This is a genomic window from Bradyrhizobium arachidis, assembly GCF_015291705.1.
Lineage (GTDB): Bacteria > Pseudomonadota > Alphaproteobacteria > Rhizobiales > Xanthobacteraceae > Bradyrhizobium > Bradyrhizobium arachidis.
The window spans coordinates 1,243,810-1,265,797 of record NZ_CP030050.1; the positions used below are offsets into that span (position 1 = coordinate 1,243,810).

General features: G+C 64.7%; 22 protein-coding genes and 1 pseudogene. 17 read left to right on the top strand and 6 right to left on the bottom strand.

Features of this window, described 5'->3' with window-relative positions; genetic code table 11:
* Positions 1–3: 3 nt before the first annotated feature.
* The 12 genes from urtE (at position 4) to WN72_RS06205 (ending at position 9,618) form a co-directional block, all read left to right on the top strand.
* Complete coding sequence (gene urtE / locus WN72_RS06150; protein ID WP_027561193.1) at positions 4–699, top strand: urea ABC transporter ATP-binding subunit UrtE; 696 nt, start codon at positions 4–6, stop codon at positions 697–699.
* Between the two features lie 55 nt (positions 700–754).
* Entirely contained in the window at positions 755–1,564 is an 810-nt protein-coding gene (locus tag WN72_RS06155) for an urease accessory protein UreD (protein ID WP_416207777.1), read from the top strand.
* 24 nt (positions 1,565–1,588) lie between these two features.
* Positions 1,589–1,891 carry an urease subunit gamma gene (locus WN72_RS06160; protein WP_027553946.1) on the top strand — a complete coding sequence of 101 codons (303 nt, stop codon included), beginning with the start codon at positions 1,589–1,591 and terminating at the stop codon, positions 1,889–1,891.
* A 112-nt stretch (positions 1,892–2,003) separates the two neighbouring features.
* Positions 2,004–2,309 (top strand): urease subunit beta, encoded by a 306-nt coding sequence (locus WN72_RS06165; protein ID WP_026202067.1) that lies wholly within the window; start codon positions 2,004–2,006, stop codon positions 2,307–2,309.
* A 57-nt stretch (positions 2,310–2,366) separates the two neighbouring features.
* Positions 2,367–2,906: an HD domain-containing protein gene (locus tag WN72_RS06170; RefSeq protein ID WP_027561191.1), complete on the top strand. Its 540-nt coding sequence runs from the start codon at positions 2,367–2,369 to the stop codon at positions 2,904–2,906.
* Positions 2,903–3,424, top strand: coding sequence for a hypothetical protein (locus WN72_RS06175; RefSeq protein WP_092216593.1), 522 nt, complete (start codon positions 2,903–2,905; stop codon positions 3,422–3,424). Before WN72_RS06170 ends, WN72_RS06175 begins: the two co-directional genes overlap by 4 nt.
* A gap of 45 nt (positions 3,425–3,469) precedes the next feature.
* Positions 3,470–5,185, top strand: a complete 1,716-nt coding sequence (gene ureC / locus WN72_RS06180; RefSeq protein ID WP_092216592.1) for an urease subunit alpha — start codon at positions 3,470–3,472, stop codon at positions 5,183–5,185.
* Between the two features lie 130 nt (positions 5,186–5,315).
* The gene (locus WN72_RS06185; protein ID WP_027561188.1) at positions 5,316–5,615 is read left to right on the top strand and encodes a putative quinol monooxygenase; all 300 of its coding nucleotides are present in this window, start codon (positions 5,316–5,318) and stop codon (positions 5,613–5,615) included.
* 14 nt (positions 5,616–5,629) lie between these two features.
* The gene (gene ureE, locus WN72_RS06190) at positions 5,630–6,292 is read left to right on the top strand and encodes an urease accessory protein UreE (RefSeq protein ID WP_092216591.1); all 663 of its coding nucleotides are present in this window, start codon (positions 5,630–5,632) and stop codon (positions 6,290–6,292) included.
* Positions 6,273–7,001: an urease accessory protein UreF gene (locus WN72_RS06195; protein ID WP_092216590.1), complete on the top strand. Its 729-nt coding sequence runs from the start codon at positions 6,273–6,275 to the stop codon at positions 6,999–7,001. Before ureE ends, WN72_RS06195 begins: the two co-directional genes overlap by 20 nt.
* Before the next feature lie 39 nt (positions 7,002–7,040).
* Positions 7,041–7,664: an urease accessory protein UreG gene (ureG, locus tag WN72_RS06200; RefSeq protein ID WP_092216589.1), complete on the top strand. Its 624-nt coding sequence runs from the start codon at positions 7,041–7,043 to the stop codon at positions 7,662–7,664.
* Positions 7,665–7,962: 298 nt separating this feature from the next.
* On the top strand, positions 7,963–9,618 hold the full coding sequence (locus tag WN72_RS06205; RefSeq protein WP_092216588.1) for a CHASE domain-containing protein: 1,656 nt from the start codon (positions 7,963–7,965) through the stop codon (positions 9,616–9,618).
* 97 nt (positions 9,619–9,715) lie between these two features.
* Here the strand turns inward: WN72_RS06205 and WN72_RS06210 are convergent, their stop codons facing one another.
* Positions 9,716–10,324 (bottom strand): TetR/AcrR family transcriptional regulator, encoded by a 609-nt coding sequence (locus WN72_RS06210; RefSeq protein WP_092216587.1) that lies wholly within the window; start codon positions 10,322–10,324, stop codon positions 9,716–9,718.
* Between the two features lie 277 nt (positions 10,325–10,601).
* A complete protein-coding gene (locus tag WN72_RS06215) occupies positions 10,602–11,744 on the bottom strand; it encodes an OpgC domain-containing protein (protein WP_092216586.1) in 1,143 nt (380 codons plus the stop codon).
* Positions 11,745–12,323: 579 nt separating this feature from the next.
* On the opposite strand from WN72_RS06215, the gene WN72_RS06220 reads away from it, so the two are divergent.
* From WN72_RS06220 to WN72_RS06230, 3 genes are read left to right on the top strand one after another with little or no spacing between them, the layout of a single operon-like run.
* Positions 12,324–14,438, top strand: coding sequence for a TonB-dependent siderophore receptor (locus tag WN72_RS06220; RefSeq protein WP_244553773.1), 2,115 nt, complete (start codon positions 12,324–12,326; stop codon positions 14,436–14,438).
* Between the two features lie 9 nt (positions 14,439–14,447).
* Positions 14,448–15,662, top strand: a complete 1,215-nt coding sequence (locus WN72_RS06225; RefSeq protein ID WP_092216585.1) for a PepSY-associated TM helix domain-containing protein — start codon at positions 14,448–14,450, stop codon at positions 15,660–15,662.
* Positions 15,659–15,841 carry a hypothetical protein gene (locus WN72_RS06230; protein ID WP_092216584.1) on the top strand — a complete coding sequence of 61 codons (183 nt, stop codon included), beginning with the start codon at positions 15,659–15,661 and terminating at the stop codon, positions 15,839–15,841. Before WN72_RS06225 ends, WN72_RS06230 begins: the two co-directional genes overlap by 4 nt.
* A 2-nt stretch (positions 15,842–15,843) precedes the next feature.
* On the opposite strand, the gene WN72_RS06235 is transcribed toward WN72_RS06230, so the two are convergent.
* The 3 genes from WN72_RS06235 to WN72_RS06245 all read right to left on the bottom strand — a co-directional run bounded on the left by WN72_RS06235 (position 15,844) and on the right by WN72_RS06245 (position 17,943).
* Positions 15,844–16,299 carry a hypothetical protein gene (locus WN72_RS06235; protein ID WP_092216583.1) on the bottom strand — a complete coding sequence of 152 codons (456 nt, stop codon included), beginning with the start codon at positions 16,297–16,299 and terminating at the stop codon, positions 15,844–15,846.
* Between the two features lie 81 nt (positions 16,300–16,380).
* Positions 16,381–16,752 carry an ElaB/YgaM/YqjD family protein gene (locus WN72_RS06240; RefSeq protein ID WP_027561178.1) on the bottom strand — a complete coding sequence of 124 codons (372 nt, stop codon included), beginning with the start codon at positions 16,750–16,752 and terminating at the stop codon, positions 16,381–16,383.
* 78 nt (positions 16,753–16,830) lie between these two features.
* The gene (locus WN72_RS06245) at positions 16,831–17,943 is read right to left on the bottom strand and encodes an AI-2E family transporter (protein ID WP_092216582.1); all 1,113 of its coding nucleotides are present in this window, start codon (positions 17,941–17,943) and stop codon (positions 16,831–16,833) included.
* Between the two features lie 206 nt (positions 17,944–18,149).
* Here WN72_RS06245 and WN72_RS06250 point away from each other — a divergent pair, with 206 nt between their 5' ends.
* Together WN72_RS06250 and WN72_RS06255 are read left to right on the top strand one after the other, a co-directional pair.
* Complete coding sequence (locus WN72_RS06250) at positions 18,150–18,938, top strand: L,D-transpeptidase (RefSeq protein WP_092216581.1); 789 nt, start codon at positions 18,150–18,152, stop codon at positions 18,936–18,938.
* A gap of 16 nt (positions 18,939–18,954) precedes the next feature.
* A pseudogene (locus WN72_RS06255) lies at positions 18,955–19,608 on the top strand (DUF2865 domain-containing protein).
* 201 nt (positions 19,609–19,809) lie between these two features.
* Here WN72_RS06255 and WN72_RS06260 read toward each other — a convergent pair.
* Positions 19,810–21,903 (bottom strand): methyl-accepting chemotaxis protein, encoded by a 2,094-nt coding sequence (locus WN72_RS06260; RefSeq protein ID WP_027561174.1) that lies wholly within the window; start codon positions 21,901–21,903, stop codon positions 19,810–19,812.
* Positions 21,904–21,988 lie beyond the last annotated feature (85 nt).

A 21,988-nucleotide genomic window follows, 5' to 3' on the forward strand; every position in this document is an offset into this window, starting at 1 on the left:
GCAATGCTTGAGGTCAAGGACATCAACCTGTTCTACGGCGCGGCGCAGGCGCTGCGCGGTGTGTCGATTTCGGCGGAGCCCGGCAAGGTGACCTGCGTGCTCGGACGCAACGGCGTCGGCAAGACCTCGCTGCTGCGCGCCATGGTCGGGCAATACCCGATCTCCTCGGGCGCGATCGTGCTCGACGGCAGCGACATCACCGGCCTCAAGCCCTATGAGCGCGCCCGCAAGGGCATCGGCTTCGTGCCGCAGGGCCGCGAGATATTTCCGCTCTTGACGGTCGAGGAGAACCTCAAGACCGGCTTCGGCCCGCTCAAGCGCGAGGACAAGCACATTCCGGACGACGTGTTCTCGCTGTTCCCGGTGCTGCAATCCATGCTCGGCCGCCGCGGCGGCGACCTCTCCGGCGGCCAGCAGCAGCAGCTCGCGATCGGCCGCGCGCTGGTGATGCGGCCAAAACTGCTGCTGCTCGACGAGCCGACCGAGGGCATCCAGCCCTCGATCATCAAGGACATCGGCCGCGCCATCTCGTATCTCCGAAACCTCGGCAACATCGCCATCGTGCTGGTCGAACAATATCTCGACTTTGCCTGCGAACTCGGCGACAGTTTCGCGGTGATGGATCGCGGCGCGGTGAAATTCACCTGCGACCGCTCCAATCTCGACCCGAGCGAGATCAGTCGCCAGATGGCGCTGTAGCCCGGAAATTTGCCGCGACCGGCTGGGGAGGCGGATGCGCAGTGAGCTATCAGCCATGTCCGGAGTTTTCGAGGCGAACCGCGCCCGTGGCGCGGTGCGTTTCGATGTCCATGCCCGCGATGGCGTCACGCGACGCGGGACCTTGCATGAATCCGGCTCGCTGCGCGTACGGTTTCCGTCGCCGGAAGGCGAGGGGCTGTCCGGCGTGTTCGTCAACACCGCCGGCGGAGTCGCCGGCGGCGATCGTTTCGACATCGAGATCGCGGCCGCCGATGCCGCGCGCCTGACATTGACCACGGCGGCCGCCGAAAAGGTCTATCGCGCGCCGGGCGCGGCGGCGCAGCTCAACATCGGCTTGAAAGTCGCGGCGGGTGCGCATCTCGCCTGGCTGCCCCAGGAGACCATCCTGTTCGATCGCGCCCGGGTCCATCGCCGTTTCGACATCGAGCTCGATAGCGCGGCGTCGCTCCTGCTTTGTGAAATTGTCGTATTCGGCCGCACCGCGATGGGCGAGCGGATGGAGCAGGGCGAGTTCGTCGACCGCTGGCGGCTGCGTCGCGGCGGGAAGCTGGTGTTCGCCGAGACGGTCCGGCTCGATGGCAATATAGGCGCCAAGCTTGGGCGATCCGCCGTAGCCAAAGGCGGCGCCGCGATCGGCACGGCGCTGATCGTCCCTGGCGATGAGGCCCTGGTCGAAAAAATCCGCGAGGCCTCGGATTCATTCTCCGGCGAGGTCGGAATCTCGGCCTGGAATGGCTTTGCAATGGCGCGGTTCTGTGCCCAAGATGCGGCGCGCTTGCGCGCCGACATGATGGCGGTGCTGGCGCGCACCGGTGCGGCCTTGCCGCGGCTCTGGCTGAATTGATGCGTTGAACGGAAGAGATTTTTCATGAACCTGTCTCCCCGCGAAAAGGACAAGCTTCTGATCTCGATGGCCGCCATCGTGGCCCGCCGCCGGCTGGACCGCGGCGTCAAGCTCAACCACCCCGAGGCGGTCGCGATCATCTCCGATTTCATTCTCGAAGGCGCGCGCGACGGCCGCACTGTCGCCGAGCTGATGCAATCAGGCGCGCAGGTGCTGACCCGCGACCAGGTGATGCCGGGCATTCCCGAGATGATCCACGACATCCAGGTCGAGGCGACTTTTCCTGACGGCACCAAGCTCGTCACCGTGCACGAGCCGATCAGGTAGTTTTGAATTCGTCATTCCGGGGCGCCCGCAGGGCGAACCCGGAATCCAGAAATTGTTGATCGAGATTCCGGCCTTCTCGCTGCGCGAGCCCCGGAATGACGAGGAGGATAGAATGATCCCCGGCGAACTCTTCATCCAGGACGGCGAGATCGAGCTCAATGCGGGCCGCAAGACCGTGACGCTCACGGTCGCCAACACCGGTGACCGCCCGATCCAGGTCGGCTCGCACTACCATTTCTTCGAGACCAACCCCGCGCTGAAGTTCGACCGCAAGAAAGCCCGCGGCATGCGCCTCGACATCGCCGCCGGCACCGCCGTCCGCTTCGAGCCCGGCCAGACCCGCGACGTCCAGCTCGTCGCGATGGCCGGCAAGAAGACCATCTATGGCTTCCGCGGCGACGTCATGGGGAAGCTGTGAGCTCAGCAGGAACGAGCATGACGCGGCACCGTTGAGGCGAAAACGGAGGAATTTGCCATGCTGTCGCCAATTCGCCTCATCTCCGAAGCTGCTGAACTCGCTGCGCGCCGCCACAACGGCATGGCGCGCAAGGGGCGCGGCAACGAGCCCTATATCAATCATCTCGCCGAGGTCGCGAACCTGCTCGCGAGCGCGACCGACGGGGCCGATGCCGAGCTGGTTGCGGCCGGTTGGTTGCACGATACGATCGAGGACACCGACACCACACGCGAAGAGCTTGCGCAGACATTCTCAGAGCGTGTCGCCTCCCTCGTCGTCGAATGCACCGATGACATGAGCCTGCCGAAAGCCGAGCGGCGGCAGAAGCAGATCGAGGACGCTCCGCACAAATCCCCCGGCGCAAAGCTGATCAAGATCGCCGACAAGATCAGCAATATCGGCGCCCGCATTCAGACCGATCCGACCAACGAGGAGCGCGACGATCTCGCCGACTACACCGGTTGGGCCGAGCAGGTGGTCGCCGGCTGTCGCGGCGGCAATCCATGGCTCGACACGAAATTCGACGATGCCGTGAAAGCAGCGAGGGCTTTGCTGTGAGTCAGCTTGCCGCGCTGGCGAAACGTTGTGCCCTTTCGGCGTGCGTAGGCCTCTCGTTTGGCCCGCCGCAGGCCAATGCGGACGAGGCTCGATGGCGTCTGTTCGACCAGGGAACGGACGCACTTCTTGCGATTGCAGATACCGACGAGCCCGGTGACGCTTTCGGCCTGCCGCTGCTGTCCTGCACCCAGAAGACCGGCTACGTCAGCATCGAAGGCGAAGCCAAGGAGGGCATTCGCACGGTCATGGCGGAGATGATCCGGACAGATCAGGCACCCCGGATCAACGTAGCGCCGGATGCCAATGCGGAATCCGCGACCATCGATCTGTTTTATTCTTTCATCGACGGATGGCGCTACAAATTCGGCGTTCAGGTCAGCCACAAGATATTCGACCGCTTCAAGCGCGATGGTGTCATCGACTTCAAGTTCGGCAAGGCCGAGGTCCACGAGGAATTCAAGGTTGGTCTCGACAATGTCGGCAAATTTCTCGATCTTTGCGCGAGCTCAACGAAGTGAGTGCGAGATCGCGGCTGCACGTATCGGAATGATGGGGGTTCAAGCATGTCCGTGAAGATCAAGCGTTCCGTCTATGCCGACATGTTCGGCCCGACCACCGGCGACAGGGTGCGGCTCGCCGACACCGACCTCATCATCGAGGTGGAGAAGGATTTCACCACCTATGGCGAGGAGGTGAAGTTCGGCGGCGGCAAGGTGATCCGCGACGGCATGGGGCAGTCGCAGGTCACCAACAAGCAGGGCGCAGCCGATACCGTCATCACCAATGCGCTGATCCTCGATCACTGGGGCATCGTGAAAGCCGACGTCGCGATCAAGGACGGCATGATCTCGGCGATCGGCAAGGCCGGCAATCCCGATATCCAGCCGGGCGTCACCATCGTCATCGGCCCCGGCACGGACGTGATCGCGGGCGAAGGAAAAATCCTCACCGCCGGCGGCTTCGACAGCCACATCCATTTCATCTGCCCGCAGCAGATCGAACACGCGCTCATGAGCGGCGTCACCTCGATGCTGGGCGGCGGCACGGGTCCCTCGCACGGCACCTTCGCGACCACTTGCACCCCGGGCCCCTGGCACATCGGGCGGATGATCCAGTCGTTCGATGCCTTCCCGGTCAATCTCGGCATCTCCGGCAAGGGCAACGCCTCGCGTCCCGCGGCGCTGGTCGAGATGATCAAGGCCGGCGCCTGTGCGCTGAAGCTGCACGAGGATTGGGGCACCACGCCGGCCGCGATCGACAACTGCCTGTCGGTGGCCGACGATCACGACGTCCAGGTCATGCTGCATTCCGATACGCTGAACGAATCCGGCTTCGTCGAGGACACGATCAAGGCGTTCAAAGGCCGCACCATCCACGCCTTCCACACTGAAGGCGCCGGCGGCGGCCACGCCCCCGATATCATCAAGGTCGCAGGGCTCAAGAACGTGCTGCCGTCCTCGACCAACCCGACGCGCCCGTTCACGCGCAACACGATCGACGAGCATCTGGACATGCTGATGGTGTGCCACCATCTCGATCCCTCGATCGCGGAAGATCTGGCGTTCGCCGAGAGCCGTATCCGGAAAGAGACCATCGCGGCGGAGGACATCCTGCACGATCTCGGCGCCCTCTCGATGATGTCGTCGGATTCGCAGGCCATGGGCCGGCTCGGCGAGGTCATCATCCGGACCTGGCAGACTGCCGACAAGATGAAGAAGCAGCGTGGGTCGCTGCCGCAGGACAAGGGCAAGGACAACGACAACTTTCGTGTCAAGCGGTACATCGCCAAGTATACGATCAACCCGGCGATTGCGCACGGCGTGTCGAAACTGATCGGCTCGGTGGAGAAGGGCAAACTTGCCGATCTCGTGCTGTGGTCGCCGGCCTTCTTCGGCGTCAAGCCGGACTGCGTCGTCAAGGGCGGCACCATCGTCGCAGCTCCCATGGGCGATCCCAACGCCTCGATCCCGACACCGCAGCCGGTGCATTACCAGCCAATGTTCGGCGCCTTCGGCAAGGCGCGCACCGCGTCCTCCGTCGTCTTCACCTCGAAAGCCGCGGTCACCGGCGGCCTCGCGCGAAAGCTCGGCATCGAGAAGAAGCTCTATGCGGTCCAGAACACCCGCGGAAAGATCTCGAAGAAGAGCATGATCCACAACGACGCCACGCCCGATATCGAGGTCGATCCGGAGACCTATGAGGTCCGCGCCGACGGCGAACTCCTGACCTGCGCCCCCGCCGAGGTGCTGCCGATGGCGCAGCGATATTTCATGTACTGAAATAGCGGCTCAACGCATGTCCCCGGAACATGTCCGGGGACGGCTTTTCGGGTTTTGCGTTCGATCCCGCCTGGTCTAATGTCCCGCCCGGTATCGTAACCTCAGAGAAGAAAAGCCGGGAGGATTTCTCGTGATCTACGTCGTTGCCACCCTGACCATCAAGCCCGAAACGCGCGCCGAATTCATCGCAGCCGCCACCGCCTGCATCAAGGAGACGCGGAAGGAGCCCGGCAATATCGCCTATGATTTGCACGAGAGCGTCACTGATCCCAGCAAGATGGTGTTCGTCGAGCAGTGGGAGAATGCCGAGGCATTGGTGCCGCATCGTGCCATGGAGCACATGAAGACGTTCGGCCGCGTCGCGGTGAAGTGCTTCACGGCGCCGCCGAAGATCGAGGTGATCACGCCCGAGAAGGTCGAAGTGCGGTAACAGGGTAGAAGCGAATGATCCGGGCGACGCAGGTTAAGGGACAGCACCGCTTCACGGAAGCACCGGCGGATACGGTCGTGCTCGATTTCGACGAACGGCACCGCCGCCGCATGGCGATGACGGGGACGCGCGGCCTCGAATTCCTGCTCGACCTGGAGAACGCCGTCGCGCTGCGCGGCGGCGATGCGCTGGTGCTGGAAGACGGAAAGCTGGTCGAGGTGGTCGCTGCGCCCGAGCCGTTGCTCGAGATCCGCGGCCGCGATCCGCACCATCTCATCCGCGTCGGCTGGCATCTCGGGAACCGTCATCTGCCGACGCAGATCATGGCCAAGGCCCTGCGCATCCGTCGCGACCACGTCATCGAGGCCATGGTGAAGGGCCTCGGTGCGCGCGTGGTCGAGATCGAGGCGCCGTTCGATCCCGAAGGCGGCGCTTACGCCGATGCCGGTCATGCGCATGGGCACGATGATCATGCTCATCATGATCACGCGCACCACGGTCACGGTCATCATCACCATGATCACGATCACGACCACCACGATCATCACGGCCATGACCACCATCACCATGATCATGCCGCGCATGACCATGGACACGATCACCACCATCACCACGACGAGCATTGCGACCATCCAGACCATCACCACGGCCACAAGCATGCTCATGACCACAAATGAGCCGGCCAGTGCCGGTGACCTCGCCGAGCGCGAGGCGGCGGCGCTGTACCGGCTGATGACCTGGCTGTCGCCGGCGTTTCCCGTCGGCGGCTTCTCCTATTCCAGCGGCATCGAATGGGCGGTCGAGGCGGGCGATATCACAGACATCGCGACGCTCGCCGACTGGCTCGAGGCGATGCTCGCCGATGGCTCCGGCTTTTGCGATGCGACGTTTCTGGTTCATGCCTATCGGGCCACGGAGGCGGGTGAAGAGGCCGCCCTGAGCGATATTGCCGAGCTTGCCGCGGCCTTCGTGCCGTCGCGCGAGCGGCAACTGGAGACGACCTCGCAGGGACGGGCCTTCGTCGACATCGCCCGGGCCGCGTGGGATGCAGACGGCCTGGATGCCTTGGTCGCGGCATGCCGCGCGCCACTGGTCTATCCCGTCGCGGTCGGCGTCGTCGCAGCGATGCACGGCGTTCCTCTGGCGCCGACGCTGCACGCCTTCCTGCATGCGCTGGTCTCGAACTGGATCTCGGCGGCAAGCCGCCTCATTCCGCTCGGTCAGACCGACAGCCAGCGCGTGCTGGTGAAGCTGGAAGCCAAGGTGGCCGCCACCGCCAATCGGGCGCTGAATGCGACACTGGACGATCTCGGCAGCGCGACCTTCCGCGCCGATCTCGCCAGCCTGCGGCACGAGACACAATACACGCGGCTGTTCCGTTCCTGAGCGTTGCGGCCCTCAATCCATCAAGAGAGAGCAAGTCACATGTCGAAATCCCACGGCCCCTTGCGTGTCGGCGTCGGCGGCCCGGTCGGATCGGGCAAGACCGCGCTGATGGACCTGCTCTGCAAGACCATGCGCGAGCGCTATGACATCGCCGCGATCACCAACGACATCTACACCAAATGGGATGCGGAATTCCTGGTGCGCTCGGGCTCGCTGACGCCGGACCGCATCGCCGGCGTCGAGACCGGCGGCTGCCCGCACACCGCGATCCGCGAGGACGCCTCGATGAATCTCGCGGCGGTGGCGGACATGCGCGCGAAATTCCCGGGGCTCGATCTCGTGCTGATCGAATCCGGCGGCGACAATCTCGCTGCCACCTTTTCCCCGGAGCTGGCCGACCTCACCATCTACGTCATCGACGTGGCGGCCGGCGACAAGATCCCGTCCAAGGGCGGCCCCGGCATCACCCGGTCCGACCTGCTGGTCATCAACAAGATCGACCTCGCGCCCCATGTCGGCGCCTCCCTGGAGAAGATGGATACGGACGCGCGGCGCATGCGCGGCGAGCGCCCTTTCGTCATGACCAACCTGAAAAAGAGCGAGGGGCTCGACCGCATCGTCAGCTTCATCGAGGCCAAAGGCGGCCTGAAACGGGCGGGCTGACGGACGCGACGCCGTTACGCAGCCGCTTTTCGCCGTTAACACCTGGGGCAGGGCGCACCAGGCGGAACAAATTTCGGACACGGCGATTAACTACCTCCGGTGCCCGGGGAAGGTTAATCCCGGCCAGACCATCGGCCGGACGAATTAAGCTTTTCGGGCGACCCAAGTTGCGTACTGATGCCTCCTCCTTCATTATCTCCGCCACTGGGGTTCACCCTGTTTCGGCACATGGCCGTTCGAGCGGCGTTCATATGCTCCGTGCTTATTGTCGACCTGCTGCTTTCGCCTGAGTAGTCGCGTGGTCCGGCTGGGTTTCATCATCGGTTTCATCGCTCTGCTCGGAGCCTTGCTCTCCGGGCTGGCGGCCTATCGCGTTCACGACCAGGAGCTGGCGCTGGACCGGATCGCGCTCGCGCGGGCGATCGACGTTCATGCCAGCCTCGTTCAGGACCGGCTGACCGAGCGCGAGCTGCTCGCGCGCGTCGCCTCAGGCCTGTTCCGCGCGCCATCGGTGCTCAAGCCGAACATGCTGGAGCCGCTGCGCTCGGCCATCTACGCCTTCAAGACCGATTTCGTGGTGGCCGGTTGGGTCGCCCGCCTTCAGCCGAACGAGCTCGCTGCGGCGCAGGCCGCGATCTCGGCCGCCGGCTTCCCGAGGCCTGAGATCCGCGACTACAACGACAAGCCGATCACCGGCCTCACCCAGCCGATCGACGTGCTGATGGATCTCGAGCCGCGCAGCGACGAGACCAAGATGCTGCCCGGCCGCAGCTATGATCAGGACCCGGTGCGCAGCGCGATGCTCACCCGCGCCCGGGTCGAGAAGAGGTCGGTCGCCTCCGATCCGGTGCCGCTCTTGCATCCGAACGGGCCGATCGGCGTGATCGTCGCAGCTCCGGTCATTCCCGAAGGCGCGACCGTGCCGGTCGGCTTCGTCACATTTTCTTACGAACTCGCATCGTTGATGCTGACCAATGACGACATGTCGTTGTTCTCGGTCGCGCTCAAGGACCCGCGCAGGGAAGGCGGCGAGCTGATCGCCAACGACCAGGGCGTGGTCTCGACGCGCATTGCGGCGGCGGACGGGCCGGCGCCGTCGGCGACGCGCACAGTGAGCTTCGGCGGCCGCGACTGGCAGCTCAGCTACTACGCCAAGACCAACTCGGCGCGGCGCGCAGAGCAGACCGCGATCATCGTGGCCGCGATTGGCTTTGCCATCACTGCGATGGTCTGCGGCCTGTTCGGCTATGTCGCCTACAACAATTTGCGGCTCAGCCGCGAGATCCAGGTGCGGATCGGCTTCGAGCGGCGGCTGACCGCGGTCATCGACGAGCTCAACCACCGGGTCAAGAACATCCTGGCGGTGATCCAGTCGATCGTGACGCGGACGCTGCGCCACGGCTCGGACATCGACGTCGCGCGCGAGCTTTTGATCGGCCGCATCCATGCCATGTCCAACGTGGTCTCGCTGCTCAGCGAGAGCCAGTGGCAGGGCGTCAAGCTGAAGGGCCTGTTCGAGGCGCGGGCCATCCCGCATGCGGACCGCATCGCCGTCACCGGTCCCGACATCGCCGTCAGCGCGCGCGCGGCGCAGAGCCTGTCGCTGCTGTTCTTCGAGCTCGCCTCGCATTCCGACGAGGGCCTGTCGCTGGTCGGCAAGCATCCGCACATCACCGCCAACTGGACGGTGACGGGCGAGGCGCCCGACGAGGTCTTCCATTTCCGCTGGGAGGAGTTCAACACCAGCGAGGCGACGCGCCGCCCGGATTCCGATTTCGGCCTGATCCTGCTCGACCGCGTTGCGCCCGAGGCGCTCGGCGGCACCGCCAAGCGCTTCTTCACCGACGTCTCCTATGTCTACGAGCTGACCGCGCCGATGGAGACGGTCGTCGACATGACCGAGCGCGATCGCACCGACAAAATCTTGGCGCCGGTAAGGCCTGTGCGCGGCTAAAGCGCGATGAGATCAGGATGAATCCTCATCGTGCTTTAGCTTGTTATTTGCGCATGATCTTTTCGGAAAACCGCTACGCACTCTTCGGGATCATGCTTTAGCCTTTCGGCCGCAGGATCAGGTCGACCAGGCTGCGCGCATAGCCGGGCGTGATCGGCGTGATGCCGAAGACGTAGCGGTAGAACAGGCTGCCATAGATCGCGTCATAGAGATCTCCGGCCGGTCCGTCGGCCAGGATGCTGCCGTCGTTCTGGCCTGCGGCAATGATCTCCACCAGCGCGTCGCGGCGGAATTGCAGATAGCGGGCGTAGAACAGCCCGGCCGAGCCGGTCTTCGAAATGCATTCGGAGATGACGGCGAGCTGGACCTTGCCGAATTCGCCCTGAAGCGCCTCGGCATAGGCCGCGGCGTGGCGGCGGGTGCGCGCCGCGGGGCTGCCGGAGCTCGCCGGCGGCAGCGGCAGCATCTGCGCGGCATGGTGCAGGAAGGCGTCGATCAAAAGCGCCTCGCGCGACGGCCACCATTTGTAGATCGTCATCTTGGAGACGCTGGAATGGCGCGCGACGGCGTCGATGGTGGTGGTGGCAAGGCCGGTGGCCGCCATCAGCGCATAGGCGCTTTCGAGAATGGCGTTGGTGGTCTCGATCGACCTTGGCCGGCCGCGCCGGGGCGTGCTGCCGGCTTCTTCACCCCCGCCTTTCGCCATTGCCACGCCGGTCTCCTCACGACACCCGGCATAGCGCAGCCGCCGCTTTCGGCCTAGCAGAATCGCACGATTATTTTGGCAAGGCGTCTTCGAGCGAAGTGGATACCGGTTCGCGTGAAGAAAACGCATCAAGACAAGCAGCCAAGGCCCCGTTCCGATTCCATCGGAACAGAGCTCTAGAGCATGATCCGGAAAAGTGTGCGGCGGTTTTCCGAAAAGATCATGCTCAAACAACGAGCTAAAGCGCGATGACGATTCATCCTGATCTCATCGCGCTTTAGGCCTGCTGGCGCAAGGCCGCCGGCAGGTCCTGCCGCTTGGACCAGGAGATGTAATAGGCAACTCCGGTTAGCGCGGCGAAGCCGACGAGGCTCACCGCGATCTGCATCACCATCAGGTTCGGCCCGGTGATCAAGATGAGATGGCCGGCGAAGGACAGGAACACGGCGATACAGAACACCGCGAGCCATTCCTCGCCGCACGTGATCACCGCCTGAAGCGGCCGCCAATTCAGGCCGGGATGATCGGCCGGAATGAGATGGGTCGCGAGGAAGGCGAGCGCGAGGAAATGGACCACGCGATAGGGCGCGAGGTTTTCCTTGTCGGTCGGCCTGATGCCGCTGAGGAAGACGTCCGGCAGGTAGGCGGACAAGGCCGGCGAATGGCGCATCAGCGTGACAGCCATCGCGAAGATGAGATAGACGCCGGCGAGGATCCGCAGCCAGGACATGCCGCGCAGCGCCCGGCCGGGCGCGTCCGTCACGGCGAACCAGCCGCCCAGCACCATCAGCATCTGCCAGCACAGCGGATTGAAGGTCCACTCCTGATCGGGATAGACCCGGAAATTCCAGTCGAACCAGCGCGCCGCCAAATACAGCGCGACCGATGCACCGAGCGTCACGTTCGGCCGCCGCAGCAGCCCCCACAGCACGAGCGGAAAGAATGCCATCAGCGGGATCATCAGTTGCAGCAGGTCGAGGTTCAGCGGCTCCTCCTGCAGCACGAGGCCGCGCACCAGGATGCGCAGCGGGTGCTCGAGAATCCCGGAGATATTGTATTCGTGGATGATCTCCGGCGCCATCGACTGCGATGCGACATAGGCGATGGTGTCGATATAGATCACGAACAGCACGACATAGGCCGCGTAGAGCCGCCAGACGCGGCGGAAGATGCGCGTCGCGGCGACGAGATAGCCGCGCTCCAGCGCCATCCGTCCATGGATGATGGCGACGCCATAACCGACGACGAACACGAACAGGTCCGCGGCGCCGCTGAAGCCGAAATTGCGCAGCGTCAGCAAATTGACGACGTTGTTCGGGATGTGATCGACGAACACCGACCAGTTGGCGATACCGAGCGTCAAATAGAGCCTGGCGTCGTGATGGAATGCGGCGAGGTTCGCCTTAACCGACGGCTTCATTGCTAAATATTTCTTTTGGAATCGGGGCGCTGCTTTTAGCGGCAACCGCCAGCCCGTCCGAGTAGCGTTTGCGTGAGCGGGGCGGGTTTTCGTCCCCACTGTTAAAAAATTGCGCAGCGCGCGCCCGGCACCGTTGGTGAACCCCCGCTCACCCCGCCCGGGACGCAATTTTCGGAAAGGGGCCGATCTTTCCTCCCGCTCACGAAGGACCCTTGCGCAGCGATGCTGCATGATTCTGCGCGTGGGTGCAGCGCTTCTCAAGTCTAGAAATGGAAAATCTCCAGGCTGGAGGCCTTCTAGCAGGCAAGGTTGAACCGCTGCGGTACCTCCTTGGTCCGGCTGCATGCATGCGCGGCCGTCGGAATTGGGGAAGTTGCAGTGGGCGTTTTGGAAGTGGGGCGCTGGCGGCTCGTGGGGGCCGTCAGCTCAGTTGTTTTGATCATTGCGACGGGGGCGGCGGCACAATCATCGACGGCGGCGCCCACCGAGCTCAGCCCGGTCACCGTGCAGGGAAGCGCACCTCCGAAAGGTGCGAACGCATCACCTTCGCGCCGAAGCAACGCGGCCCGCGCGCGAACGGTGCGACGCTCGAATGTGCCCGCCGGCGCCGCTGCTGCGGCCGCAACCGAGGCTGGATCCGGAGCAGGCCGCAAGGAAACGGCCTTCGGCCACGTCGATGGCATGGTCGCAACCCGCAGCGGCACCGGCACCAAGACCGATGCGGCGCTGATCGAGACGCCCGTCGCAATCTCCGTCGTGACCCAGGACCAGATCCAGGCCCAGGCTGCGCAGAGCATCGCGCAGGCGGTCCGCTATTCACCGGGCGTGCGCAGCGAGACGACCGGCGCAGACGCGCGCTTCGACAATGTTTATATTCGCGGCTTCCTGGCAGACCAGTACCTGGATTCGCAGCGGATCCTGAACTTCGGCGTGTTTGCCTATCCGATCATCGAGCCCTTCAATCTCGAACGCGTCGAAATCCTGCATGGGCCGGCATCGGTGCTGTACGGCCAGTCATCGCCCGGCGGCATCGTCGATCTCGTCTCGAAGCGTCCGACGCTGGAGCCCTATCACGAGATGTTCGTGTCAACCGGCAGCTATGGCCGCGCGCAAGGGGGCGTCGATCTCTCCGGCCCGATCGACAAGAACAAGGAGTTCCTCTACCGCTTCACGGCGTCCGGCTTCGACGTCAACAGCCAGGTCGACCACGTCGAGTATCAGCGTATCTCGATCGCGCCGTCGCTGACCTGGCGCCCCGACAACGACACCACGCTGACCGTGCTCGGCACCTATCAGCGCGATCCCAAGGCCGGCTTCTACAATCAATTGCCGCCGAATGGCATCGGCACCATCACGCCCTACAAGGGAAGCTACATCCCGACGAGCTTCTATTCCGGCGAGCCGAATTTCGACAAGACCGACCGTACCCTCGGCATGGTCGGATATCAGCTCGAGCACAGCTTCAACAACAATCTCAAGGTTCGCCAGAACGTCCGCTACATGGACCTCAGCACCGATTTCGCGGTGGTGTCTCCCAACGGCGGCCAGACCGATCCGACCAACCTCGCGCGCGGCGCTTTCACGACGCAGGAGGTCATCCGCTCCATCAACGCCGACAACCAGGTCGAGACGAAGTTCAATGCCGGCCCGTTCGAGCATACCGTGCTCGCCGGCCTCGACTACCTCCACGCCACCGACAACCGGCTCAATGGCAGCCTCACGATCGTCCCCGCGATCAATGCGTTCAATCCGGTTTACGGGGTATCGATCGGGCCGGTGCCTTACACGACGAACGTCCATCAGAGCCTTGATCAGCTCGGCGTCTATGCGCAGGACCAGATCAAGTTCGATCGTTGGGTCGCGTTGCTCGGTATCCGCCACGATTTGGCGCAGTCCCGCACGGAAACACTGACCTATGCGAGCGGCGTCACCGCTATCGCGCCGAAATCCGATACCGCGGTGACCAAGCGCGGCGCGCTGCTCTACAAGTTCGACAACGGAATCGCGCCCTACATCCAGTACACCGAGTCGTTCCAGCCGACTGCCGGCACGACCTTCGCTGGCAGTCCGTTCGCGCCGACGACCGGCCAGCAGGAGGAAGTGGGCATCAAGTATCAGCCCAATGCCAAATCACTCTACACGATCGCGGCGTACAATTTGATCCAGCAGAACGTGCTGACACCGGATACCGATCCGTCCCACGGCGTCGGACAGCGTGTCCAGACCGGCGAGATCCGTTCGCGCGGCATTGAGCTCGAGGCCAAGACCGAGGTCAACCGCGAGCTGACGGTGCTGGCCTCCTACACCTATCTCGACAACGTCGTGACACGGAGCAACACGCCAACCCAGCTCGGCGGGCATCCCGTCGGCATGCCCATGAATTCGGCAGCGGCCTGGGCCGATTACACCTTCCGCAGCGGCCCGCTCGACGGCTTTGGTCTCTCCGGTGGCGTCCGCTACGTGGGCGAGACGCCGGGCACGACCGCCAACACGTTCTACGTCCCGGCCGTGACGCTGTTCGATGCCTCGCTCCATTATGATTTCTCGGCGCTGGGGCCGATGTTCAAGGGCTATTCGGCACAGATCAACGCCACCAACATCTTCGACAAGACTTACGTCACGCTCTGCCAGGACATCGGCTGCTATTACGGCCTGCGCCGCAACGTGATTGCGACGCTGCGCTACCGCTGGTAGAGGAACGGGATGAGCGAGCAGGCTGCCTTCGAGGAACGTGTGTATGAACGCAAGCCCGCACTGCGGCGCTGGCTGTTCGTGCACAAATGGTCGAGCCTGATCTGCACGCTGTTCCTGCTGCTGATCTGCATCACGGGCCTGCCGCTGGTGCTGCGCGACGAGATCGACGGCCTGCTCGACGACGCCTTGCCCTATGCCCAGGTGGCGGAGGGCACGCCCAATGTCAGTCTCGACCGGGTGGTCGAAGCCAGCCGGAAAATGTATCCCGGCGAGACCATCATCTCGGTGTTCGTCGATGACGACGAGCCCAAGATCATAGTGTTCATGGCGAGCTCCTGGGAGGCGTTCAAGGCCAATCGCCGGGCGATCCATTCGATCCGGTTCGACGCCCACACCGGCGACGTGCTGAAGCAGACGAAACCGTTCGGCGAGGACGGGCTCACCTTCCTGCAACTGATGTTGTCGCTGCACCGTGATCTCTTCGGAGGGCTCGCGGGCGAGCTGTTCCTCGGCGCGATGGCGCTGCTGTTCATCGCCGCGATCGTCTCGGGGATCGCGATCTACGGGCCGTTCATGCGCAAGCTTGATTTCGGCACCGTACGTGCGGCCCGGTCGCGGCGGCTGAAATGGCTGGACCTGCACAATCTGCTCGGCGTCGTCACGCTCGGCTGGGCGCTGGTGGTCGGCGCCACCGGCGTGATCAACGAGCTCTCGACGCCCCTGTTCGCGCTGTGGCAGCAGACCGACGTGCGCGCGATGCTGGCGCCGCTGCAAGGCAAGCCGGTGCCGCAGACCTCCGAACTGTCCTCGCCGCAGGCCGCCTACGACACCGTGAAGGCCGCATTCCCCGACATGACCACCACCAGCGTGGTGTATCCGGGCGCGCCGTTCGGCTCGCCGTTCCACTACGTGGTCTGGACCAAGGGCAGGGAGCCCTTGACCTCGCGCCTGTTCAGCCCGGTGCTGGTCGATGCCAGGAGCGGCGCGCTGGTCGCCGCGGTCACCATGCCCTGGTATCTGCGCGCGCTGGAGCTGTCGCGTCCGCTGCATTTCGGCGATTACGGCGGCATGCCGCTGAAGATCATCTGGGGGCTGCTTGACCTCACCACGATCGTGGTGCTTGGCAGCGGAGTTTATCTCTGGTTCGTGCGGTCGCGGGCCAGCAGGGCGCAAGAGGGGTCTGCGGCGGCCATGCCGCTGGCATCGCCAAGTGCCGCGGAATGACGGGACGCGGTTCGCTAGCCCTGATCTGGCGCTGGCCGTCGCTGCTCGCGGCCTCGAGCATTTTCGGCCTGCTCTCCGCGTTGCTTGGTCAAACCGGCTTCTGGCTGCCGCTGTCGTGGGTCGCGCTGGCGGCGCCGCTCGCGGTCGCCGCGGTCTGCATCGGCCGCAGCCGGGCGTGACGTCACTCCGCCGGCTCGGCCGAGGCCTCGTCGGATGCTCCGGCGCGGCTCGCCATGATGCCGAGTGCGACGCCGCCGATGGCGAGAATCGGCAAGAGCCGCTTGACCCCGATGGCGCGAACGATCTGAAGTCCCGTGGCGAGCAGCATGGGATCGGCAAGCATGCTGTGCGCCGCCGATTTCGCGGCGCGCTCGGCCGCGATGTGGGCTTCCTTGCGCAATTGCCGCTTGTAGGCCCAATAGCTCACCGCCGCGGTCAGGGTCAGCAGGAAGAAAATGCCAGCCCCCGCGAGGCACGCCTGCACCGGACCATATTTCTCGAGCACCGAGATGAACGCCGCCGCGCACAGGAAGCAGGTCGTGATGAACAGCGCGAATGCGGCGCCTGCGGCGAGGGAGGTCAGCCGCACGGTCGTGCCGGCGGAAGCATTGATCCCGTCGATGATGCGCTGAAACATGGCCTTGCTCCTCAAATCCCCACAAGCCGCCGCCGGCGGCGCCACAGCGCGCCGCCGTTATCTAGTTCCGTTCCGCGGACCTTACCGCCGCCAGGCGGCGCCGATCAGGAAGCCGATGCCGAGCGCGAGACCCACGGTCGCGAGCGGCCGCTGCGTGATCGCATCTTCGAGCGTCTCCTCGATCGACCCGTAGGCGTCCTGCGCAGCACCCATCATCGCGCTGCCCCGGTCCGACATGTCGTCGATCGCCGAATCCATGTTCTCGCGCGCCTGGCGGTAGCCGCGTCTGGCCTGCTTGCTGGTGGAATTGGCAAAGGTATTGAGCGCGTCGGTGATCTGGTCGGTGAGGGCGGCGATATCGCTTTTCACGGCTGCTACATCCTTCTCGAGGCGTTCTCTGGTGGCTTTGTCGGTCCAGTCTCTGATCCCGGCATCGGCATTGGGCGTGGACATCAGGAGCTCCGAACTGTTGACGGCTGAGATAGCCGGAAAACGCTTCGTCGCCGGGGAAGTTCCGTTCACGGAAACCGGTCAGTCCTGCGGCAGCTGCGGCGCATCCGGCGGCAGGAGATGCTCCTTCAGGATCAGCGCGACGATCAGGAGCGGCGAGGACAGGAACGCGCCCATCGGCCCCCACAGCCAGGTCCAGAACGCGAGCGCGAGCAGCACGGCGAGCGCATTCAGCGCCAGCCGCCGCCCGATGATGGTGGGCGTGACGAAGTGTCCTTCCAGGAAGGTGATACCGCCGAAGGCGAGGGCGGCAAGCAGGCCGCCGCTGATGGTCGGGAAGGCGACGAGCCCCACCACGACCAGGACGGCGAACATCGCGATCGGCCCGATGATCGGGATGAAGTTTAGGGTTGCCGCCAGTGCGCCGAGGCCGGCGGGATTGGGCATGTGGGTGAGCGCGCAGACGATGCCGGTGGCAACCCCAACGCCGACATTGATGAGCGTGACGGTCAGCAGGTAATTGCCGAGATGGACCTCGATCTCGTTGAGGATCCGCAGCGTCCGCAGCCGCGCGTCGCGGTCGCTGAAGGTCATGATCAGCGCCCGCCGCAGATCGCGCCAGCTCGCGATGAACAGGATCAGCGTAACGAAGAACAACAGGAATTCGGTGAAGGTCGGCGACAGGAATTCCAGTGTCGGCTGCACCCATTCGAATTTCGGCATCTGGAAGCTCGGCAATCCCTCCGAGCCGCCGACCATGGTCTGCAGCTCCCGCCACAGCAACAGAGGCCGGTCGAACACGTGCAGCTTGTCCTTGAGCTGCGCGCCGAGCTCCGGGAGGCGCGAGCTCCATTCCATCACCGGCGAGGCGATCAGCGCGACGACGAAGGCGACCACGGCGGTCACGGCGACCACGATCAGGACGGCGCCAAGCCCGCGCGGCACCTTGCGATTCTCCAGGAAGGTTGCCGCCGGCGACAGCATGGTGCCGGTGACGAAGGCCATCACCACGGGGAGGAAGAACGCCTTGCCGACATAGAGCACGGCCACGATCGCGATCAGGAGCAGGCCAGCGAGCGCGAAGGCAACGAATTCGGTGCGGCGGATCACCGGCGGCAATTCGCTATGGCTGTCGGGGAGCGGGGCGCCTTCGCCGTTACCGGAAATCAGACGTTCATTGGGAAGGACGCGCACAATATCTCTCTCCCGCACGGAAGCTTCCGCGCGCACTGTTGATCGTCCAACGCCCCGGTGGGGCTGCGGTTCCATCGCGGCTTCGTGAAGTCCTGCTCGCTTGACTGTGACGTTGCCGCCTCAACAGGCGGCGGAACTTGAGTCGCGTCGACTGCGTTTGTTGGAAAGCCGCATCACCCTGATGCACACATCCAACGGGGCAGCACATGACAACGTTTCTTGCCGTCCGTCGCCGCTTCTCGCCGCGCGCCGTAACCGCTTTTGCCTTTGCGACAGCATTGCTGACGGTGCCGTTCGGCGCCGCCAGCGCGCAGACCTACGGCTATGCGCCGATGCAGCCGCAGCTCTATCCGCAAGACCAGAGCTATTCGCGAGGTTACGCCAGCCAGGGCTATGTCACCGGCGAGCCGCAGGCGACGGATGAGGACGCCGCGCTGCCCGATCGGCTGCGCAAGCAGATCGTCAGCTTCGACCGCGGCGAGCCGGCCGGTACCATCGTGATCGATACCGGCAATACCTATCTCTACTACGTGCTCGGCAACGGCCGTGCCATCCGCTACGGCGTCGGCGTCGGCCGCGAGGGCTTCACCTGGTCGGGCGTGCAGAGCGTCAGCCGCAAGGCGGAGTGGCCGGATTGGCATCCGCCGGCCCAGATGATCGCGCGCCAACCTTATCTGCCGCGCTTCGTCGCCGGCGGCCCGGGCAATCCGCTCGGCGCGCGTGCGATGTATCTCGGCTCGAGCGAATACCGCATCCACGGTACCAACGATCCCACCACGATCGGAAAGTTCGTCTCCTCCGGCTGCATCCGCATGACCAATGAGGACGTTATCGACCTGTTCAGCCGCGTCAATATCGGCGCCAAGGTCGTGGTGCTGCCGAAGAACGCCCCGCTGATGGCCAAAGGCGGCGACCCCGTTCGCAAGCGCCCGGCGGTGACGACGCTGCCGTCGGGCCGGCAAGCGCTGAACATGCCGACGTCGACCGTGAACTAAGAGTACGAGAGGTCACATGATCAGACGTTCGATCGGCAAACTGGCCGGTGGCGCGGCGGCGTTGTTCGCCGTCGCCTCTCTCGGCCTCGCGCTGACGCCGTCCGCGCATGCGGAGGATTTCTTCTCGGCCTTGTTCGGCGGCTTCCGCATGCGTCCGCCGCCGCAGATCCGCGTCCCGTTCCCGAACGACGACATGCCGCGCTACGAGGCGCCGCGTTCGCGCGCCAGCTATGGCGGCGGCACGGCCTATTGCGTGCGCGGCTGCGATGGCCGTTACTTCCCGGCGCAGGGCAACGATGCCGAGAGCAAGGCGCAATCCTGCAAGAGCTTCTGCCCGGCGTCCGAAACCTCGCTGGTTTATGGCAGCAATATCGACGAGGCGACGACAGAGAACGGAAAATCCTATTCCGACCTGCCCAACGCCTTCCGCTAACGGGGCGAGCTGGTTGCCGGCTGCACCTGCAACGGCAAGGATCCGGTCGGGCTCGCCCAGGTCAAGGTCGAGGACGATCCCACCTTGCGCAAGGGCGACATCGTTGCCGGCGCCGACGGCCTTGTCGTCGCCAACCGCAACGCCAACGACCGCCACGGCGTCGCGATGAACTTCTCGCCACTGCCGCAATCAGTCCGCGCCAAATTCCGCCAGGTGCCGGTGGTGGCGAAGGAGTAGGGCGGGCATTGGCTGAGTTGTCGCGATAGCAGCCCAACAAAGATTGTCGTCCCGGACAAGCGAAGCGCAGATCCGGGACCCATAACCACAGGAAGAAGTTTGGCGAAGACTCGGAGTTAGCAGCTCTCGCCAAACTCCTCCCTGTGGTTATGGGTCCCCGCGTTCGCGGGGACGACAGCGCGCTTGTCGTGCCAGCGTGGCCTAGGCCGCCCGAATCTTGCCCAGGAAGTCGCTGACCTGCTGGCCGAGCTGGCGGCTCTGCGTCTCCAGCGTCTCGGAGGCCTGCTTGACGTTCTCGGCCGCACCGGCCGCGGTGTCGGCGTCGGCCTTCACGCCGGTGATGTTGTCGGAGACGTTCTTGGTGCCCTGTGCCGCGTATTGCGTGCTGCGGGTGATCTCCTGCGTCGCCGCGCCTTGCTCTTGCACGGCGGCGGCGATGGCGGTCGCCACTTCATTGACCTCGCCGATGATGCCGCCGATCGCCTGGATCGCGTTGATGGCATCGCCCGCGACCTTCTGGATGTCGGCGATCTGCTCGGAGATTTCCTCGGTCGCCTTGGCAGTCTGGCTCGCCAGTGACTTTACCTCGGAAGCGACCACGGCGAAGCCGCGGCCGGCCTCGCCGGCGCGCGCCGCTTCGATCGTGGCATTCAGCGCCAGAAGATTGGTCTGCGCGGCGATGGTGTTGATCAGCCCGACCACCTCGCCGATGCGGCCTGCGGATTGCGCCAGCCCCTGCACGGTGCCGTCGGTCTCGCGCGCCTGGTTGACGGCACGGCTGGCGATGCCAGCGGCATGGGCCGCCTGCTGGCTGATGTCGTTGATCGAGGCCGACAGCTCCTCGGCGGCGGCCGCCACACTCTCGACGCTGGTGGAGGCGTCGTTCGACGCCTTGCCCGCGATCTCGACGCGCTCATTGGTCTTTTGCGACACCGCGGAGAGGTCGCCCGAGGTCTTGCGCATCTCGCCGGAGGCTTCGCTGAGCTCGCCCAGCGACTGGCGCACCACGCCCTCGAACTCGCCGACATAGGCCTCCATCGCGCGCTGGCGGGCGGCAGCGCCGGCATTGCGCTCGCGCTCCTGCGCCTCGATCTTGAGCTTGTCGATCGCCTGCTGCTTGAACGTCTCCAGCGCACCGGCGAGCGAGCCGATCTCGTCGTGGCGGTCGAGATAGCCGCTGTCGACGCTGAGATCGCCGCCGGCGACTTTGAGCATGGCGTCGCGAATCCGGTGCAGTGGCGTGATCACGCGGCGGCTGACCGCCAGCATGGCGGCGCCGGTCAGGACGATGGCGGCCACGAGCAGCGCCGTGTTGATGATCAGCCACTGGACCGCGGCCGAGCGCTGAGCCGCGGAATGATCCTTGGCGGCCTCCAGCGCCGCATCGGCGAGCTTCACCGCGGTCATCATGCGGGGCACCGAATAGGGGCTCCACTGGTTGGCGGTCATCGACGGCTTCTCGCCCTTGGCGATCGTCGTGATGATACCGTCGCGCGTGGCGGCATATTGCGGGTCGAAATAGGTCGACTTGGTTTCGCTGATCGCGGCGCTGAGGGCCGGCGGTAGCTGCATGCCCGAGGCGGCCAGCTCGATTGCAGTCCAGGCGGCGTCGGTGCCGCCGACGAATTTGGTGTAGGCCAGCTGCAATTCGGGCGTAATCTTGCCGCCTCCGAGCGCGTTGCCGACGATCTGCGAGGATTCGCCCGCATTGCTGCGCAGCAGCCAGGCCATCTGCTTGATGGTCAGGAGCTGGTCGATGGTGGCGTCCTGGTGGTTGACGCTGGCGGCGAGTGCGCCGGCCAGCTTTTCGAGCTGCACCATCAGCGTGTCTTCGGTTGCGACATATTCCTTCGCAAGACCGGCGCGGCGATCAGCGCGGGGCTTGACGGCCTCGGTCCAGAACTCGGCCTGCTCGGCCAGCAGCGTCTTGTTCAGGGTGCCGAGATCGGTGAGGAACGCCTCACGCTGGACGAGGTCGGTCGTCGGCAGGATCTCGAGCGTGCGGGCCAGCGCCGGCATCAACGCCTGGCGGATGTCGCGGATGTATTTTTCGATGTCCTTGTCCATCGGGACGTCGGAGGTCAGCTGGCGGTTGCTGGTCGAGCGGTCGGCCCGGATGTTCGCCATCGCCTTGAACACTTCGGCCGAGGCGGCGGAGACCGCGACGATCCGGTTGGCCTGCTGCAGCCGGCCCCATGAATTCCATGCGCTGATCGAGAAGCCGATGACAACGACGAGCGCGGTGGACAGGATCACCGCCTTCAGCAGCGTGGAGACGGTCAAGCGGTTGAGCATCGGACACCCCGGTATGCGTTTCGAAGTTCGTGGCCCTGAACGGCGCCCCCACGAACCTCGAACGACCAAAGGGATGCACGTAGAT